This is a genomic window from Aureimonas ureilytica DSM 18598 = NBRC 106430 (assembly GCF_000382705.1).
Taxonomy (GTDB): domain Bacteria; phylum Pseudomonadota; class Alphaproteobacteria; order Rhizobiales; family Rhizobiaceae; genus Aureimonas; species Aureimonas ureilytica.
Genome location: NZ_ARQE01000005.1, coordinates 60787 through 78343, shown reverse-complemented (window position 1 = coordinate 78343; position 17557 = coordinate 60787). Strand labels below are relative to the sequence as shown.

Here is a 17557-nt window from a genome sequence, read left to right as displayed (position 1 = left end):
ATGTTCCTCACCCGCATCAGCGTCGCCCATCCCGTCTTCGCGACGATGATGATGGCGGCGATCGTCGTGATCGGCCTGTTCGGCTATTCGCGCCTCGGCGTCGAGCAGTTCCCTGAGGTGGACCTGCCCGTCGTCGTCGTCTCGACCAGCTACACCGGCGCCTCGCCCGAGACCGTGGAATCGGAGGTGACGCGGCCGATCGAGCAGGCGGTGAACACGATCGGCGGCGTGGACACCGTGTCGTCCCAGACCTTCGAGGGGCGCTCGCTGGTCATCGTGGAGTTCACGCTGGAAACCGATTCCGGCGTCGCCGCGCAGGAGGTGCGCGATCGCGTCTCCCGGCTCGAAGCCGGTTTCGCCGATGGCGTGGACACGCCGCAGGTCACGCGCTTCAACCCCGACGACCAGCCGATCCTCTCGCTCGCCATCTCCTCGGCCACCCATTCGCTGACCGATATCACCACGATCGCCGACCAGATCGTCACCAAGCGGCTGAACGTCGTGGCGGGCGTCGGCCAGACCTCGATCGTTGGCGGCGCGAAGCGGCAGGTGCAGGTTCTGCTCGATCCCGAGCGCATGGAGGCGCTGGGCGTCGGCACCTCGGCCGTGCTCGACGCCATCCGCCGCGAGAACCAGGACATCGCCGCCGGTACGCTCGTCTCGGGCATCGACGAGCGCACGGTGACGGTGGAGGGCCGGATCGACGACGTGGCGGGCTTCGAGCGCATCATCGTGGCGACGGAGGGCGGCGCGCCGATCTATCTGGCTGACCTTGCGACCGTGCGCGAAGGCGGCGCGGAACTGACGAGCCGCGCGGCCCGCAACGGCGTCCAGTCGCTCGGCGTCGACGTCGTGAAGGTGCAAGGGGCGAACACGGTTCAGGTCGCCCAGGCGCTCCGCGCCGAGATCGCCAAGCTCCAGACCGAGCTGGGGCCGCAGGGCTATGATCTCGCGGTCTCGCGCGACAATTCGCGAGCCATCTCGGCGCAGGTCTCCGAGGTGCAGCGCACGCTGATCGAGGGCGCGTGCCTGACGGTCGCGATCGTCTTCCTCTTCCTCAACTCCTGGCGCTCGACCGTCATCACCGGCCTGACCCTGCCGATCTCGGTGATCGGCACCTTCGCGATCATCTACGCGCTCGGCTTCACGCTGAACACGATGACGCTTCTGGCCCTGTCGCTCGCCATCGGCATCCTGATCGACGACGCGATCGTGGTGCGCGAGAACATCACGCGCCATCTTGCCATGGGCAAGAGCCACCGGCAGGCCGCGCTCGACGGCACGAACGAAATCGGCCTCGCGGTTCTGGCGACGACGCTGTCCATCGTCGCGGTGTTCCTGCCCGTCGCCTTCATGGGCGGCATTATCGGGCGCTTCTTTCTCCAGTTCGGCGTCACGGTTTCGGTTGCCGTCCTCATCTCGCTCTTCGTCTCCTTCACGCTCGACCCGATGCTCTCCAGCGTCTGGTACGATCCGCACGCCCATCCCGGCGCCAAGCGCGGGCCGGTCGGGCGGCTGGTGGCGCGCTTCGACCGGGGGTTCGAGCGCCTGTCGGGTGGCTATGCGCGCGTCATTCGCTGGAGCTTCCGGCACCGCATCCTGACGGTGTTCGCGACGCTCGCGATCTTCGTGGCGAGCCTCATGCTGGTGCCGCGCATTGGCGCGGAGTTCCTGCCCGAGGGCGACAATGGCGAGTTCACCGTCTCGCTGGAAGCGCCCGAGGGCTCCTCGCTCGAATACACGGCGATGAAGGTCGCGCAGGTCGAGCGCGTGCTTCGCGCCCAGCCCGAGGTGATGACGACCTATTCCACCATCAATTCCGGCGGCTCGCGCGGCTTCAATGCGGCCAATGTCGCCGTGACGCTGAAGCCCATCGCGGAGCGCACGCGCTCCACCGCCGATGTGGTCGAGCCGCTGCGCCCGGCGCTCTCGCGCATCGCGGGGCTGACCGTTTCGATCAACCAGAGCGCCATGGGCGGCGGCGGGGGCGGCGGCGCGTCCGCCAAGCCCCTGCAATTCTCGGTGCTCGGCGAAAGCCCGGCCGAATTGAAGCGCCTGTCCACCCAGTTGACCGCCGCGCTACGCGCCATTCCCGGCGCGATCGAGGTCGAATCCTCCATCGAGGACGAGCAGCCGACGCTGGCGATCCGCGTGCGGCGCGAGGCGGCGAGCGATCTCGGCATCACGCTGACCCAGATTGGCGACACGCTGCGCCCCCTCGTGGCGGGCGATGCCGTCTCCGTCTGGAACGCGCCGGATGGAGAAACCTATGATGTGATGGTGCGCCTGCCCGAAGAGGGTCGTGCAAGGGCGGAGCAGCTTCGCGCGCTCACCATCGCCACCGGCCGGCGCGACGCGGAAAACCGGCCCGTCACGGTCGCGCTCGATCAGGTGGCCGATGTCGTGGACAGCGTGGCGGCGAGTTCCATCAACCGGCGCGATCTCCAGCGCGAAGTGCGCATCTCCGCCAATGTCTCGGGCCGGGCGCTGGGCGAGGTGACGTCCGATCTCCAGCGCGAGATCGCCAAGCTCCAGCTGCCGCCGGGCTATCGCATCTCCTTCGGGGGCGATGCCGAGAACATGGCGGAAAGCACGGGCTATGCGCTCCAGGCGCTGGGGCTCGCGGTGATCTTCATCTACCTGATCCTCGCCTCGCAGTTCGGCTCCTTCCTCCAGCCGGTGGCGATCATGATGTCGCTGCCGCTCTCCCTGATCGGCGTGCTGCTCGGCCTCTACGCCACGGGCTCGACGCTCAACATCTTCTCCATCATCGGCTTCATCATGCTGATGGGCCTTGTGACCAAGAACGCGATCCTGCTGGTGGACTATTCCAACCAGGCGCGGGCAAGGGGCGTGGAACTGCGCGAGAGCTTGGCGGAGGCGGGCGCGGTGCGCCTGCGGCCGATCGTGATGACGACGCTCGCCATGATCTTCGGCATGGTGCCGCTGGCACTTGGCCTCGGCGAGGGGGGCGAGCAGCGCGCGCCGATGGCCCATGCCGTGATCGGCGGGCTGATTTCCTCGACCATCCTCACGCTGATCTTCGTGCCGGTGGTGCTCACCTATATCGAGGGCTTCAAGCGCCGCACGCGCCGTTTCCTGCCGCGCTCGGCCGATGATCCGGCTTTGGCCGAAAAGCTGGCCTCAGAGCGCTGAGGGGGCCTTGCGCCGACGTGGCGGCTTAGCGGCCCCCGCGCGCAAGGCCGCTTCGAAGGCGAGCCTGACCCAGTGCGCCAGCGCCTCGGGGTCGTCCAACGCCTCGTCGGGGATCGACCAGTAGGGCATGAGAACCGGTCGCCCGGTCTGGCCCTCATAAGTCCATTGGCGCGCGCCGGCCTCTGCAAAAAGCGGGGCGCTCGTCGCGTCGGCCTTGAGAAGAATCTCGTCGCGAAAGTCGACCGCGACGATCAGGCCGGCGTGATAGACGCCCTTGCCGCCGAACATGCGGCGGATGGTCACGGGTCCGAGGCCCTCGAACATCTCGGCTATGTGGTCCTCGTCCATCGCGCTCCATGCTCCCTGCGTTGCGCGCCGCCACGTCGGTTCGTTCTCAACCGCGCCCGGTCTTGCGAAAACGGGCAGGGCGAGCATAGCGCGTCCTCTTTCCGCGGTGCAGAGCGAAGGAAAGGACCTTGAAAGCCGGCTGGGTCTCGGTCCTGATAAGCAATCGATAAGGCGTCCCGACGACGGCCTTCCAGAATCGAGGTTTTTCGATGCTCCGTTCCGCCCGCTTCGCCGTCGCCGCGCTCGCCGCCGCCGTCGCGCTTCCAAGCGCCGCCTTCGCCGCCGATCCGGCCGCCTGCAAGATGGTGCGCATGTCGGACCCCGGCTGGAGCGACATCACCTCCACCAACGCGCTGGCGAGCACCGTTCTCGACGGCCTCGGCTACACCGCCAAGATCGAGACGCTCGGCGTGCCCGTCGGCTATCAGGCGCTCGCCAACAAGCAGACCGACGTCTTCCTCGGCAACTGGATGCCGGCGCAGAAGAAGTTCCGCGACGAGCTGGAGGCCAAGAAGGCGGCCGACGTTGTCACCAAGAATCTGGAAGGCGCCAAGTTCACGCTGGCCGTGCCGAACTATGTGGCCGAAGCGGGCGTCAAGGACGTGAAGGACCTCGCGGCCAACGCCGACAAGTTCAAGTCCGAGGTCTACGGCATCGAGCCCGGCGCGCCGGCCAACACCAACATCCAGTCGATGATCGATGCGCCGGCCTATGGCCTGAAGGGCTGGAAGCTCGTCGACAGTTCCGAACAGGGCATGCTCGCGCAGGTGCAGCGCGCCGAGCGGTCCAAGGACTGGATCGTGTTCCTCGGCTGGGCGCCCCATCCGATGAACAATATGGGCATCACCTATCTTTCGGGCGCGGACGAGTTTTTCGGCCCGAACTATGGCGGCGCCGAGGTCTATACGCTGGCCCGCACGGGCTATGCGAGCGAATGCCCCAACGCGGCCAAGCTCTTCTCGCAGATGCATTTCACCGTCGAGATGGAAAACGAGATGATGGCCGCGCTCGCCGAGGGCACCGACCCGAACAAGGCGGCCAAGGCCTGGCTCGCCAAGAACCCGGCCGTTCTGGAGCCCTGGCTCGCCGGCATCACCACGCTGGACGGACAGCCGGGTCTGGCCGCCGTCAAGGCCAAGATCGGCGCCTGATCGACCCCATCCTGTTTCGCGGCGGCGCTTCTCGAAAGGCGCCGCCGTTTCTTGTGTTTTGAGACCTGAGAGAGCGCCATGACCGACGCCCGCCGCCCCAACATCCTCGTCATCATGGTGGACCAGCTCAACGGCACCTTCTTTCCCGACGGGCCGGCGCCTTTCCTTCATGCGCCGAACCTCAAGGCGCTGGCTGAGCGCTCGGCGCGCTTCGTCAACACCTATACGGCGAGCCCGCTCTGCGCCCCGGCCCGCGCCTCCTTCATGAGCGCGCAGCTTCCGTCCAAGACGCGCGTCTATGACAATGCCGCCGAATTCGCCTCGGATATCCCGACCTTCGCGCATTATCTGCGCCGCGCGGGCTATCGCACGGCGCTGTCCGGCAAGATGCATTTCGTCGGGCCGGACCAGCTTCACGGCTTCGAGGAGCGGCTGACGACCGATGTCTATCCCGCCGATTTCGGCTGGACGCCCGACTACACCAAGCCCGGCGAGCGGATCGACTGGTGGTATCACAATCTCGGCTCCGTCACCGGGGCGGGAGTGGCCGAGATCACCAACCAGCTCGAATATGACGACGAGGTCGCCTATCACGCCAAGGCCAAGCTCTATGACCTCAGCCGTGGTCACGACGAGCGGCCCTTCTGCCTGACCGTGTCCTTCACCCATCCGCACGACCCTTACGTCGCGCGCCGGCGCTTCTTCGATCTCTACGAGGGCGCGCCTCATCTCCTGCCCGAAATCGGCCGCCTGCCCGACGAGGCGCAGGACCCGCATTCGCGCCGTCTCATGGCCGCCTGCAACGATCAGGACTACGACATCACGGACGAGATGATCGCCCGCTCGCGCCGGGCCTATTTCGCCAATATCTCCTATATCGACGAGAAGGTCGGCGAGCTGATCGAGGTGCTGGAGGCCACGCGGCTGGCCGACAACACCGCCATCCTCTTCGTCTCCGACCATGGCGACATGCTGGGCGAGCGCGGTCTCTGGTTCAAGATGAACTTCTTCGAAGGCTCGGCGCGCGTGCCCATGATGCTGGCCGCGCCGGGAATGGCCGGCGGCACCTTCCGCCAGCCCGTTTCGACGCTCGACGTCCTGCCGACGCTCGCCGATCTTGCCGGCATCGATCTCGGCTCGGGCGCGGACTGGATCGACGGCGTGTCGCTGATCGACACGATGGCGCGCGGCGAGCGGCGCGAGGCGGTTCCGATGGAATATGCCGCCGAAGGCTCGGTCGCGCCCATGGTCTCGATCCGCGAAGGGCGCTGGAAGTTCAACCGCTGCGCCGCTGACCCGGACCAGCTTTTCGATCTCGACGCCGATCCGCACGAGCTGACCGATCTGGCCGGCGATCCGGCTCAGGCCGAGACGCTCGCAGGTTTTGCGAAGAAGGCCGAATCGCTCTGGGATCTCCCCCGCTTCGACCGCGAGGTGCGCCAGAGCCAGGCGCGCCGGCACGTCACCTACGAGGCGCTGCGCAACGGCGCCTATTACCCCTGGGATTTCCAGCCGCTCCAGAAGGCCTCCGAGCGCTACATGCGCAACCATATGGACCTGAACATTCTGGAGGAAGCGCAGCGCTTCCCGCGCGGCGAGTAGAATTGCTTTCGTTTTGGGCAGAATGCCTCAACTGAGGCAGGGTCTGCCGGCTCTTCGCGCTTGCTGCGGCATGGGATGTCGCGTATCTGTAAGTCCATATCGCTGCATGCGGGAGAGACCGGCATCTGCCGGCGCCGAAGGAGCAACCGCCCCGGAAACTCTCAGGCAAAAGGACCGCGCAGCGCGAACACACATCCGGAGAGTGACGGCGATTCCACGCAGCCGTCCGCCGAAGGAGAAAGCGGCGAGGGGGCTGATCCTCGTGCCGTGAAACTCTCAGGCCAATGACGGAGGGGCACGACCAGACCCGATGCGATCGGGCGAAGGATGATCGTGACCTCTGTTGCCGTTATTGGCGCCGGTATCACCGGCGTGACCACTGCCTATAAGCTCATGTCCCAGGGCCTCGACGTGACGGTCTTCGACCGCAACGCCTATTCGGCCATGGAAACCTCCTTCGCCAATGGCGGCCAGCTTTCGGCCTCCAATGCCGAAGTCTGGAACTCGCCTTCCACCTTCCTGAAGGGCATCAAGTGGATGCTCAAGAAGGACGCGCCGCTGCTCGTTCATCCGAGCCCGACCTGGCACAAGCTGTCCTGGATGGCGGAATTCGTGCTCGCCGCGCGCTCCTACGAGGAGAACACGGTCGCGACCGTGAAGATGGCGATCGCGGCCCGCCAGCATCTGATGGACATGGCCGAGCGCGAGGGCTTCGACTTCGACTGCGTGAAGCGCGGCATTCTCCACGTCTATGAGACGGAATCGGAGTTCCGCCACGCGCTCCGCGTCAACGATCTGTATGCCAAGGGCGGCCTGCACCGCGACGTGCTCGACAATGCCGGCATCCACCAGATCGAGCCCGCGCTTGCCGGCAAGTTCCACGGTGGCTTCTTCACCGAGAGCGACTTCACCGGCGACATCCACAAATACACGCGCGGTCTTTCGGCCGCCTGCGAGCGCAAGGGCGTCTCCTTCCGCTACGAGGCGAATATCACGCAGCTTTCCACCCGCGAGGGCGGGGGCGTCGCGGTCTTCTCGCGCAAGGCGGGAACGGAGGACGAGGCGGTCCGTCAGGATTTCGACGCGGCCGTGATCTGCGCCGGCGTCGGCTCGCGCCGCTTCGCCGCCATGCTGGGCGACCGCGTGAACGTCTATCCCGTGAAGGGCTATTCGATCACCGTCAATCTCGAGGACGAGGCGAGCCGCGAGGGCGCGCCCTATGTCTCGCTGCTCGACGACAAGGCCAAGATCGTCACCAGCCGCCTCGGCCCCAATCGCCTGCGCATCGCCGGCACGGCGGAGTTCGCGGGCGAGAACCGCGACATCCGCATGGCCCGCATCAAGCCGCTGGTGGACTGGTGCCGCTACCGCTTCCCCGGCGTGTCGACCGCCTCGGTCGTGCCCTGGGCGGGCCTGCGCCCGATGATGCCGGACATGATGCCGCGCGTCGGCCGGGGCAAGGCGAAGGGCGTCTATTACAACACCGGCCACGGCCATCTCGGCTGGACGCTCTCGGCCATCACGGCCGACACGATCGCCGCCGAAGTCGCGGGCGACTACAAGGCCTCCGGCACGCCCGTGCGCGGCGAGCTGAAGCCGGTGGACACGGTTCGCGCCGAGGCCGAACGGTTGACCGAAGCGGCCTGACCGGACTTCTTCCGGCCTCGCGCGAGCGGCGCCGGAAAGCCCATATCTCCGCAATCTGTCCTCATTTTATCCCCGCCCGCTGGCGAGCCCCCATCCTGGGGCTCGTTCAACGGGCGGGGTTTTTCATGTCGATCTCCAGAGACGTTCTCGATGCCGCGCGCGAGGTCGAACGCGCGACCGGCACGCCGGCCGCAGCGCTCGTCGCCATCGCCATCGTGGAAACCAATGCGCGCGCCTTCGCGCCGGTGGGCGAGAAGCGCGAGCCGCTGATCCGCTTCGAGGGCCATGTGTTCGACCGGCGATTGAGCGACGACAAGCGCCGGATCGCGCGCACGGCCGGCCTGTCCGCCCCGCGCGCCGGCCAGATCCGCAACCCGGCGGGGCAGGAGGCGCGCTGGCGCCTCTTGGCCCGAGCGGCGGCGATCGATGCGAACGCCGCCTATGAGGCGACCTCCTGGGGCTTGGGCCAAGTGATGGGCCTGCACTGGCCAAGGCTCGGCTATGCGAGCGCCGCCGCGCTGGCCGAGGACGCGCGCCGATCCGCCGAGGGGCAGTTCGCGCTCGTCGCGCGCTTCCTCAAGACCGGGCCCTTTGCGGAGCGGCTGGAGCGGGGCGACTGGGCGGGCTTCGCGCGGCTTTACAACGGCCCGGGCTTTGCCGCCAACGCGTATGACCGAAAGATCGCCGGCGCCTTCCGGCAGGCCTCGCGCCTTCTGGCGAACACGGTCTGATCGGCAAAGCGGCGCTTTTGCGGCGCCCGCATGTTCCCGAATCGGCGGGGGGGCCTATGTCGGGTGGCATGAACCTTCCGCCTCCGATCGACCCCGCCCGCCACGCGCTGTTCATCGACTTCGACGGAACGCTCGTGGACCTCGTGGACGACCCGACACGGGTCGCCATTTCGCCCGAGGCCGTCCAGCGCCTCGGCGAGTTGCAGAGCGAATGCGACGGCGCCTTCGCCGTCGTCAGCGGTCGGCGCATCGCCGATCTCGACCATTTCCTCCGGCCCCTCCACTTCGCGGCCGCCGGCGTCCACGGGCTGGAGCGGCGCGACAGGCCGGGCGAGCCGGTGGTTCCGCTGGCCGGGCCGGAAGGGTTGGAGCCGATCCGCCTCGCGCTCAGCGCCGGCGTCGTGGAGGAGCCGCGCCTGCGCCTGGAAGACAAGGGAACGGCGCTCGTCGTCCATTATCGCGGCTTTCCCGAGTTGCAGGAAGCGGCGGTGCGCCTCGTCTCGGCGGCGGTGAACGAGCAGCCGGGCTTTGCGGTCATGCAGGGCGACCATATCGTCGAGGTGCATCTGGCCGGCATGGACAAGGGCAAGGCCATCGAAGCGCTGATGGCCCATGCCCCGTTCCAGGGCCGCGTTCCCATCTATCTCGGGGACGACACGACCGACGAATTCGGCTTCTATGCCGTTCGCAAACTGGGAGGAGTTTCGATCAAGGTCGGCGAGGGGCCGACGGAAGCGGAGTTTCGCCTGGCCTCGGTGGATTCGGTCCATCGCTGGCTCGGCGTCGGGAGGCAGGAGGCCTCCGGGGAAACGGAAGGGGAATGACATCCATGGCGGACACCAACCAGCGGCTTGTCGTCGTCTCGAACCGGGTCGGACCGCTCAGCGACGAGGGCAAGGCCGGGGGGCTGGCGGTCGGTCTGGCCGACGCCCTGAGGCGGCGCGGCGGTCTATGGTTCGGCTGGAGCGGGGAAACCTCGGCGGAGGGAACCGGCAGCGAATATCGCACCGAAACCCACGGCCACACCTCGCTGACCACGATCGACATGAGCGTCGAGGAACTGGACGGCTTCTACTACGGCTACGCCAACCGCTCGCTCTGGCCGCTTCTGCATTACCGGCTCGACATCGCCTCCTTCGACCGGAGCTCGGCCCGCATCTATCGCGAGGTGAACCGCCGCTTCGCCGAACGGCTGAACCCGCTTCTGACGCCCGACGATCTCGTCTGGGTCCACGACTACCACTTCTTCTTCATGGGCCAGGAGCTGCGCCGCTGCGGCTATGACGGGCGCCTCGGCTTCTTCCTCCATATTCCCTTCTGCCCGCCCGATCTCCTTTCCGCGCTGCCGGGCAGCCAGGACCTCGTGCGCGCCATGCTGGCCTATGACGTGATCGGCTTCCAGACCGATGGCGACCGGCGTAATTTCGTGGCCTTCTGCGTGCAGGAACTGGGCGCCGAGGACATCGACGGCGACCGGGTGCGCACGCAGGACGGGCGCATCGTGCGCGCCTCGGCCTTCCCGATCGGCATCGACGCGCATGGCTTTGCGGAATTCGCCCAGTCCGACGAGGCGCGCGAACACGAGGCGATGGTGCGCGACATCTCGCACGGCCGCCACCAGATCGTCGGCGTCGATCGCATGGACTATTCCAAGGGCCTGCCGGAGCGCTTTCGCGGCTTCGAGCAGCTTCTGGAGGACGAGCCGAACCAGCGGGGGAATGTGCAGTTTTTGCAGGTCGCGCCGCTCTCGCGCTCCGAACTCGAAGCCTATGCCGAGTTGCGGGTGGAGCTGGAGGGGCTCGCCGGCAACATCAACGGCCGCTTCGCGACGCTCGACTGGAACCCGATCCAGATCATGGTGAACGGCTTCACGCGCCGCGCGCTCGCCGGCATCTACCGCGCCGCGCAGATCTGCATGGTGACGCCGCTGCGCGACGGCATGAACCTCGTCGCCAAGGAATTCATCGCCGCGCAGGACCCGGCCGATCCGGGCGTCCTCATCCTGTCGCGCTTTGCCGGCGCGGTGGCCGAGCTGCCCGAGGCGCTGATCGTCAATCCCTATTCCACCGACGAGATCGCCCACGCCCTGTCGCGCGCCGTGGCCATGCCGCTCGAGGAGCGGCGCGAGCGGCACGAGGCGATGCGCGCGCGCGTCTTCGCCAACACGGCGCAGCAATGGTGCGAGAGCTTCCTCGCCGTTCTCGACGACGGGCACGAGCGCGATCTCCAGCCGCGCTCCTGGTGGCATCGCCTCGGCTTCGGCGGGCCTCAGACGCGCTTTCCCTCGATTTTCTGAGCGCTCATCCGCGTCAGTCGGCCCCAAACGCCTTTCCGAGGGGCGTTCGGGCGGCCAAGCGGCTGCGGGGGAGTTTCGAGCGCCGCGTCGATGGTCTATGGAAGCCGCGACACTTCCCGACCTGCCGCCCGAAGGGACGCGACCCCGATGACCCAGAAGACCCATGCGCTGCTCGAAATCCTGGAAGTCCAGCCGGTCATGCCGGTGGTGGCGGTGGAAAGCGCCGCGGATGGCGTGAAGCTCGCCCGCGCGCTCGCGGCGGGCGGCCTGCCCGCCATCGAGGTGACGCTGCGCACCCCGGCGGCGCTCGACGCGATCCGCGCCATCTCGGCCGAAGTGCCCGAGGCGATCTGCGGCGCGGGCACGATCCTGACGCCGCGCCAGTTCGACGAGGCCGTCGAGGCCGGTTCGCGCTTCATCGTCTCGCCCGGCACGACGCATGAAGTGCTCGACGCCGCCAAGTCCTCGGACGTGCCGCTTCTGCCGGGCGCGGCGACGCCGAGCGAGCTGATGGCCATGATCGAGGAAGGCTACGAGATCCTGAAGTTCTTCCCGGCCGAGCAGCTCGGCGGCATTCCCTATCTGAAGTCGCTCGCCCCGGTCTTCCCGAAGATCCGCTTCTGCCCGACGGGCGGCGTGTCGCCGAGCAATGTCGGCGACTATCTGGCGCTGCCGAACGTCATCTGCGTCGGCGGTTCCTGGGTCGCGCCCAAGGACATGGTGGCGGAAGGCCGCTTCGACACGATCACCCAGCTCGCCCGCGAGGCCTCGGCGCTGCGCGCCCGCTGACGGACCGGACCGCCGCCCTCCCGCATCGGCCCAAGAGGCCAGGGGAGGGCGGCGGTTTCTTCCCGGCTGACGGGAGTGTGCTCGCTTTCGCCTGAAGGCGCGCCATGTTCTGCGCCGGGCTCTCCAGCGGATCGGTCATGTCGCGCTTTCTTCCTCGCCTTCTCGGCCTCGTGTCCTTGTGCGTTCTGGCCGGCTGCTCGGCGCCGGCCTTCCTCAACGCCGTCACCTCCCGCGCCGGTTTCGAAACCGTGCGCGATCTGCGCTACGCCCCCGGCGAGCGCGGCACCTACGATCTCTACGTGCCCGACGGGGCGAGCGCTCGGACGCCGATCGTCGTCTTCGTCCATGGCGGAAGCTGGGACGGCGGCTCCAAGGCGCTCTATCCCTTCGTCGGGCAGTCGCTCGCCTCCGCCGGCTTCGTCGTCGCGATCCCCAATTACCGGATCTATCCGCAGGTCACCTTTCCGGGCTTCGTGGACGATGGCGCAAGCGCCGTCGCGGCGGTGGCCAAGCTCGGGCGCGACGGCGGCCCTGGGCTGCCGGCGGGGCGGCATCCGCTCTTCCTGATGGGCCATTCGGCCGGCGCGCAGATCGCGGCGCTGCTCGCCTTCGACGAGCGCTATCTTCGCCGCGTCGGGCTGAATGCGCGCGACCTCTCGGGCTTCGTGGGCCTTGCCGGCCCCTATGATTTCCTGCCGATCCAGGAGGAGCGCTACAAGCGCATCTTCCCGGCCGCGACGCGCGAGGCGAGCCAGCCGGTGCGCTTCGTGGACGGGCGCGAGCCGCCCGCGCTTCTGATCTCGGGTCTCGCCGACACGACCGTGAACCCCGAGGAAACGCGCTCCATGGCGCGCGCGATCGTCGCCAGGGGCGGGCGCGTCGAGACCCGCTATTATCCCGGCCTCGACCATGTGGGTGCGGTCAGCTCCCTTGCCACGGCGCTGCCGCTCGGCAACCCTGATCTGCGGGACACCGTGATTCGTTTTCTGAAAGCGCACGCAAGATGACGCAGACGCCCCTCGCGAACTGGCAGCCGAGACCGCTTCCCGGAAACGAGCCGCTGATCGGGTGCCATGTCCGGGTCGAGCCCCTCGTGGACGAGCGGCATTTCGCCGATCTGGAGACCGCGTTTCGCGGCCACCACGCGCTCTGGGATTATCTCGCCTATGGCCCGTTCGACGGGGCGGAGGCCTTTCATGGCTTCGCGGCCGCGACCTATCTCGCCCCCGATCCGAAGTTTCATGCGATCATCCCGGCCGGCTCCGGCAAGGCGGAGGGTGTCGCGGCCCTGATGCGGCTCGACCCCGTGCATGGCGTCGCCGAGATCGGCCATATCTGCCTCGCGCCCTCGCTCCAGAAGACGCGCGCATCCACGGAGGCCTTCGCGCTTCTCTACGGGCGCGTCTTCGACGAGCTCGGCTATCGCCGCCTCGAATGGAAATGCGAGAGCACCAACGCGCCCTCCCGCCGGGCCGCCGCGCGCTACGGCTTCCAGTACGAGAGCCTGTTCCGCCAGCATATGGTGGTGAAGGGTCGCAACCGCGACACGGCGTGGTTCTCGATCATCGATTCGGAATGGCCGAGCGTGAAAGCCGGGTTCGAGCGCTGGCTGGCGGACGAGAATTTCGACGGCGAAGGCCGGCAGCGCCGATCCCTTCAGGCCTGCCGCGAGGGCTGAAACGACAAACGGCGCCGAAAGGCGCCGTTTCGATTCATGGCACGGGCCGAACTCAGCTGCGCGCCGCGACGATCGTGATCAGCGCATTGTTCGGGTAGACGCTCTCGAAGAGCACGCCGTCGCCCGGCATGAACTCCAGAACCGTTTCGCCCTTGTGGTCGGTCATGACCAGCGAACCATCGTCCTTGGTTTCCCAATAGGCGACGCGGGCGAGGTCGGGCGACTTGGCGCAGGCCGGGCCGATCGGCAGGCGCTGCGGGCCATCCTCGTCCATGGACGCGTTGACCTTGCAGGTCGCGCCGTTGCGAAGGTCGATGAGGCGGACGGTCTCGGCCTGCGGAGCGGCCGCCTCGGCGGCGATGGAGGCGGTGATCTCGGGCGAGGGGGACATGGCGGCGACCAGACTGTCGGTCGAGGCGACGGCCGGCCCCTGAAGATAGGAAGCCATGATCGTACCCGCGAATCCGACAACGAGCGCGACGGGGGCGAACCTCATATTCGATCTCCTGCGGCACAGGCCCCGCCGGCAGGCCATTGGCCATGCTCGATCGGGTGTCCTGAAAATCGAGGCGGATGGGGATCGCATCCGAACCCCGCCCGCTGGAGGACCACTATCACTCCATTAATCTTACCTGAAGGTTAACGGATGGAGTTTTCGGCGAGTTTTTCGCAAATGCGAAGGATCGGTTGGGCGTCCGGGCGCGGCGAGGCGGCTCTTTTAGAACTTCCCGCTGATCTTCATTTCCAACGAGGACTGGGCTGACGCATCCTCCCAGACGGTCTTGTGCTCGATGCGGGCGCTCCAGTCCGGCGCGATGTCGGCGCGGATGCCGGGGGTGAAGGAGAGGCTGGCGAGACCGGACCGGCCGAAGATATCGTCCGCGCCCGACATCTGCGTGCGGGCGAGATCGCGCGTCAGCTCGACGCGCAGGCCCGGCTTGAAGGAGAAGCCGTAGGCCTTCATCGCATAGTCGGTGCGCAGGCCCGCGATGGCCGAGGCCCGGCTGGCGCCGACGCCGTTCAGCCCGCCGCCGAGCGCGGGCAGAAGATCGGCGCCGAGCCGCGACACCTGCGCGCGACCATAGGGCGAGATCATCCAGGGTCCGCGCCGATGCTCGTAGCCGAAGGTCAGCGCGCCGAAGCCCTGCAGGAGGCCTCCGACGAAGGCGGGCGCCTCCGCGCTCCGCGTCTCGGCAAGGCGCGAGGCCCCGGCCACCATGTCGACGAAGGTGCTCGCGGTCGGATGGAAGCTGCCATAGGTCGCAAGGCTGAGCGCGCTGACGGTGGAGTCGCCGATGCGCTGGTCGAGGCCCAGCGCCATGCCGAGCGAGGTGCGGTTGGAGGGGGAGAGGTCGAACCCGCCCGAAAGGCCGGCGAGGCTGCGCCGCCCGTCGAGCATGCCCGATCCGTCCCGCCCGACCTCGACTTCGCCTGTGGTCCAGAGGTTGAGCGGCGTCTCGCTTTGCGCGCTCCGCCGGATTTCCAGCGAACGGTTCGGCGCCTCGCGCGCCTTGAACTCACTGTCGAGATAGAGACTCGGCAGCTCGGGCATGGGCACGGCGTCGAGGATCGGCGCGAGCGTGCGGTCGGCGTCCATCGGGGCGATGCGCAGCGTCAGGTCGAGATCGCTGTTGGCCACTTCGCCGGGGTCGCGAATGTCCTCCATCCGCTCGCCCAGCCGCGCGATCGTGGCGGTGGCGAGATCGCCCGCAAGACCGGTCGAACCTTCCACGCTCTGTGCGGCGGCGGCGGGCAGGACGGTGGACAGGCCAAGCACAGCCGCACCCGAAAGGGCGCGCCAGGGCAGGGGCCAGGACAGTGGCCAGAACAGGGAAGGAACGGAGCGCAACGCAAGGGTCGAGCGTAAGGTGTCGGTCATCAACCGCCTCCTTGCGTTTCGAGGGCCGCTATCTATCGCAGTGCAATATGGATCGAAGCTGGCAGCGGCACCAGCCTCGCGTCGCGCGGGTCAGCCATGCCGATCCCGGGGGATCGACATGGGCTTTGTGGGAAGCGGGGGTCAGGCGCGGCTCGTCAGGCCGGCGTCCTGGCTTTCCGGCACCGGCGTTTCCAGAGCCTCGCCCGCGAACCAGCGCGACAGGTTGTCGGCCACGAGATTGCCCATGAGAATGCGCGTGTCGCGCGAGGCGGAGGCGACATGCGGCAGGAGCACCGTGTTCCGCAGGTTTCGCAGCCGCTCGGGGATGCGCGGCTCGTCGGCGAAGACGTCGAGTCCGGCCGCCGCGATCGTGCCCTGTTCCAGAGCGTCGATCAGCGCCGGCTCGTCCACGGTCGAGCCGCGCCCGACATTGATCAGAATCCCGTCCGGCCCGAGCGCCCGCAGCACCCCCGCATCGATCGCCTTGTCCGTGCTGGCGCCGCCGGGCGCCACGTTGAGAAGGATGTCGGACGATTGGGCGAGGGCTTCGAGGCTCGGATCGTAAGGATAGGCGACGTCGGTGCGCTCGGAGCGATTGTGGTAGCGGATCGCGACGCCGAAGCTTTCGAGACGCCGCGCGATGGCCAGGCCGATCCGGCCGAGACCCATGATGCCGACCGTCTTGCCGCGCAGCGAGAAGCGCGTGAGCGGATAGGCACCCTTGCGCTCCCATTCGCCCGAACGCGCATGGGCTTCGGCATGGTGCAGCTCGCGCACGGTCATCAGCACCAGCGCGACGGCCGTGTCGGCGACTTCCTCGGTGAGGACATCCGGCGTGTTGGTGACCGCGATGCCGCGCTCTGCTGCGTGACGCGCATCGACGCCGTCATATCCGACGCCGAAATGTCCGACGATCTCCAGCGCCGGCAGCGCGTCCATCACCGCGTTCGGCAGGTGGCCGGCGACCGCCACGGCCCGAACCTCTCCGCGTTCCGCTTCGGAAAGCTCGCCCGGATCGCGCGAGGCGAGGTGGCGCACGTCGAAGCGGCGGCCAAGCTCGGCCAGACCGTCCGCATTATAGGGGCCGTAGACGAGAACGAGGGGCTGGGTGCTCGTGGGCAAGGGGTCGTCCTTCAGGTCGTGTGCGGGTCGGTGCCGCTGAGGCCGAGGCGGCTGGAGCGGCGGATGCGCAGCTCGGGCTTGATGAGTTCGACGCGTTCCACCGCCGGTTCGCCGTTGAGCCGGGCAAGAAGGGCGCCGGCGGCGCGCTCGCCCACTTCGCTCTGCCCGTTCGACACGGTGGTCAGCGGCGGCATGGCGATGGCCGCCTCGTCGATATCGTCATAGCCGCAAACGGCGAGATCGACGCCTGGCCTCAGGCCCGCGCGCGACAGGCCGTACATCAGGCCGAGGGCCACGAGGTCGGAAAAGCAGACCACGGCGTCCGGCCGGTCGGGCAGTTCGAGAAATTCGGTGGCGGCGTCGAAGCCGGAATGGCGCGAGCGCGGCCCGCGAATCCACCATTCCGGACGGACCTCGAGGCCCGCCGCTTCCAGCGCGTTCTGGTAGCCGCGCTGCCGGTCGCGCCCGGTCGAGGTCTGGTCGGTGCCCCCGATCAGGGCGATCTTGCGATGCCCTTCCTCGATCAGATGGTTCACGACGAGGGTCATGCCGTAGGTGTCGTCGCCCCGGAAGGAGGTGACGCCCGAGCCCTCCACCGTGCGCGCGATCAGCGTCACCGGCAGGTCGTTGGTTTCGGCGAGATGGATGTCGGAGGGCGGGGTGCCGATGGCCGGCGACAGGATCAAGCCGTCCGCGCCGAGCTGCAGGAGCGTGTCCAGAAAGGCGCGCTGCTTGGCGAGATCGTCGTAATGGTTGCACAGAATGAAGGTCTGGCGATGGCGGCCGAGCTCGTCCTCGATCGACTTCAGAATCTCGCCGTAGAACGGGTTCATGATGTCGTGGACGCAGACGCCGACGATGCCTGAACGGGAGGTGCGAAGGCTCGCCGCGCGCCGGTTGTAGATATAGCCGGACTGACGCGCCTCTTCCTTGATGCGCTCGCGGGTCGCTTCGGCGACGAGCGGGCTGTCGCGCAGCGCGAGCGAGACGGTCGCCGTCGACAGACCGAGCGCATCGGCGATCGTGGAGAGTTTGACCTTCTGAGCCACCTATTCGCCGTTCCGCATTCGTCCGCTTCTCCCTCGTCTCATCGGTTTAAGGATTGGCCGGGCGGGGCGCAACAGGGGGCGAGGCGCTCCGGTCTCCGACGCGGGCGCG

The 17557-nt window shown here is 67.8% G+C and carries 15 protein-coding genes and 1 riboswitch; of the genes, 10 read left to right on the top strand and 5 right to left on the bottom strand.

The genetic code is table 11. The annotated features are described in order from the left end of the window. Complete coding sequence (locus B146_RS0112495) at nucleotides 1-3156, top strand: efflux RND transporter permease subunit (RefSeq protein ID WP_019996783.1); 3156 nt, start codon at nucleotides 1-3, stop codon at nucleotides 3154-3156. On the opposite strand, the gene B146_RS0112490 is transcribed toward B146_RS0112495, so the two are convergent. Next, nucleotides 3145-3504 (bottom strand): TfoX/Sxy family protein, encoded by a 360-nt coding sequence (locus B146_RS0112490; protein ID WP_019996782.1) that lies wholly within the window; start codon nucleotides 3502-3504, stop codon nucleotides 3145-3147. The genes B146_RS0112495 and B146_RS0112490 overlap by 12 nt on opposite strands. Before the next feature lie 209 nt (nucleotides 3505-3713). Between B146_RS0112490 and choX the strand changes: the two genes are divergently transcribed. The 9 genes from choX (at nucleotide 3714) to B146_RS0112445 (ending at nucleotide 13398) form a co-directional block, all read left to right on the top strand. After that, on the top strand, nucleotides 3714-4655 hold the full coding sequence (gene choX / locus B146_RS0112485; RefSeq protein ID WP_019996781.1) for a choline ABC transporter substrate-binding protein: 942 nt from the start codon (nucleotides 3714-3716) through the stop codon (nucleotides 4653-4655). Nucleotides 4656-4733: 78 nt separating this feature from the next. Continuing rightward, on the top strand, nucleotides 4734-6257 hold the full coding sequence (gene betC / locus B146_RS0112480; protein ID WP_019996780.1) for a choline-sulfatase: 1524 nt from the start codon (nucleotides 4734-4736) through the stop codon (nucleotides 6255-6257). Between the two features lie 99 nt (nucleotides 6258-6356). Next, nucleotides 6357-6444, top strand: a riboswitch (glycine riboswitch). 140 nt (nucleotides 6445-6584) lie between these two features. Further along, complete coding sequence (locus B146_RS0112475; protein ID WP_019996779.1) at nucleotides 6585-7904, top strand: D-amino acid dehydrogenase; 1320 nt, start codon at nucleotides 6585-6587, stop codon at nucleotides 7902-7904. Nucleotides 7905-8029: 125 nt separating this feature from the next. After that, nucleotides 8030-8635 (top strand): N-acetylmuramidase domain-containing protein, encoded by a 606-nt coding sequence (locus B146_RS25910; protein ID WP_019996778.1) that lies wholly within the window; start codon nucleotides 8030-8032, stop codon nucleotides 8633-8635. A gap of 68 nt (nucleotides 8636-8703) precedes the next feature. Next, nucleotides 8704-9459, top strand: coding sequence for a trehalose-phosphatase (gene otsB / locus B146_RS0112465; protein ID WP_244498218.1), 756 nt, complete (start codon nucleotides 8704-8706; stop codon nucleotides 9457-9459). 5 nt (nucleotides 9460-9464) lie between these two features. Next, entirely contained in the window at nucleotides 9465-10931 is a 1467-nt protein-coding gene (locus B146_RS0112460) for an alpha,alpha-trehalose-phosphate synthase (UDP-forming) (protein ID WP_019996776.1), read from the top strand. A gap of 147 nt (nucleotides 10932-11078) precedes the next feature. Further along, nucleotides 11079-11720: a 2-dehydro-3-deoxy-phosphogluconate aldolase gene (locus B146_RS0112455; protein WP_019996775.1), complete on the top strand. Its 642-nt coding sequence runs from the start codon at nucleotides 11079-11081 to the stop codon at nucleotides 11718-11720. Nucleotides 11721-11857: 137 nt separating this feature from the next. Next, complete coding sequence (locus B146_RS0112450) at nucleotides 11858-12727, top strand: alpha/beta hydrolase (protein WP_155897483.1); 870 nt, start codon at nucleotides 11858-11860, stop codon at nucleotides 12725-12727. After that, nucleotides 12724-13398, top strand: coding sequence for a GNAT family N-acetyltransferase (locus B146_RS0112445; RefSeq protein WP_019996773.1), 675 nt, complete (start codon nucleotides 12724-12726; stop codon nucleotides 13396-13398). Before B146_RS0112450 ends, B146_RS0112445 begins: the two co-directional genes overlap by 4 nt. A gap of 52 nt (nucleotides 13399-13450) precedes the next feature. On the opposite strand, the gene B146_RS0112440 is transcribed toward B146_RS0112445, so the two are convergent. The 4 genes from B146_RS0112440 to B146_RS0112420 form a co-directional block, all read right to left on the bottom strand. Next, the gene (locus tag B146_RS0112440) at nucleotides 13451-13846 is read right to left on the bottom strand and encodes an AprI/Inh family metalloprotease inhibitor (protein WP_155897482.1); all 396 of its coding nucleotides are present in this window, start codon (nucleotides 13844-13846) and stop codon (nucleotides 13451-13453) included. Nucleotides 13847-14116: 270 nt separating this feature from the next. Continuing rightward, on the bottom strand, nucleotides 14117-15277 hold the full coding sequence (locus tag B146_RS27755) for an autotransporter outer membrane beta-barrel domain-containing protein (protein ID WP_019996771.1): 1161 nt from the start codon (nucleotides 15275-15277) through the stop codon (nucleotides 14117-14119). A gap of 141 nt (nucleotides 15278-15418) precedes the next feature. Beyond that, complete coding sequence (locus B146_RS0112425) at nucleotides 15419-16399, bottom strand: 2-hydroxyacid dehydrogenase (protein WP_019996770.1); 981 nt, start codon at nucleotides 16397-16399, stop codon at nucleotides 15419-15421. 11 nt (nucleotides 16400-16410) lie between these two features. Then, complete coding sequence (locus B146_RS0112420) at nucleotides 16411-17448, bottom strand: LacI family DNA-binding transcriptional regulator (RefSeq protein ID WP_019996769.1); 1038 nt, start codon at nucleotides 17446-17448, stop codon at nucleotides 16411-16413. Nucleotides 17449-17557 lie beyond the last annotated feature (109 nt).

What these genes read in the sequence shown, in the direction of transcription:
- B146_RS0112450 (WP_155897483.1), top strand. Translation starts at nt 11,858, where the DNA reads ATGTCGCGCTTTCTTCCTCGCCTTCTCGGCCTCGTGTCCTTGTGCGTT.
- B146_RS0112475 (WP_019996779.1), top strand. Translation starts at nt 6,585, where the DNA reads ATGATCGTGACCTCTGTTGCCGTTATTGGCGCCGGTATCACCGGCGTG.
- B146_RS0112495 (WP_019996783.1), top strand. Translation starts at nt 1, where the DNA reads ATGTTCCTCACCCGCATCAGCGTCGCCCATCCCGTCTTCGCGACGATG.
- B146_RS0112445 (WP_019996773.1), top strand. Translation starts at nt 12,724, where the DNA reads ATGACGCAGACGCCCCTCGCGAACTGGCAGCCGAGACCGCTTCCCGGA.
- otsB (WP_244498218.1), top strand. Translation starts at nt 8,704, where the DNA reads ATGAACCTTCCGCCTCCGATCGACCCCGCCCGCCACGCGCTGTTCATC.
- B146_RS0112460 (WP_019996776.1), top strand. Translation starts at nt 9,465, where the DNA reads ATGGCGGACACCAACCAGCGGCTTGTCGTCGTCTCGAACCGGGTCGGA.
- B146_RS0112440 (WP_155897482.1), bottom strand. Translation starts at nt 13,846, where the DNA reads ATGGCTTCCTATCTTCAGGGGCCGGCCGTCGCCTCGACCGACAGTCTG.
- B146_RS25910 (WP_019996778.1), top strand. Translation starts at nt 8,030, where the DNA reads ATGTCGATCTCCAGAGACGTTCTCGATGCCGCGCGCGAGGTCGAACGC.
- betC (WP_019996780.1), top strand. Translation starts at nt 4,734, where the DNA reads ATGACCGACGCCCGCCGCCCCAACATCCTCGTCATCATGGTGGACCAG.
- choX (WP_019996781.1), top strand. Translation starts at nt 3,714, where the DNA reads ATGCTCCGTTCCGCCCGCTTCGCCGTCGCCGCGCTCGCCGCCGCCGTC.
- B146_RS0112490 (WP_019996782.1), bottom strand. Translation starts at nt 3,504, where the DNA reads ATGGACGAGGACCACATAGCCGAGATGTTCGAGGGCCTCGGACCCGTG.
- B146_RS27755 (WP_019996771.1), bottom strand. Translation starts at nt 15,277, where the DNA reads ATGACCGACACCTTACGCTCGACCCTTGCGTTGCGCTCCGTTCCTTCC.
- B146_RS0112455 (WP_019996775.1), top strand. Translation starts at nt 11,079, where the DNA reads ATGACCCAGAAGACCCATGCGCTGCTCGAAATCCTGGAAGTCCAGCCG.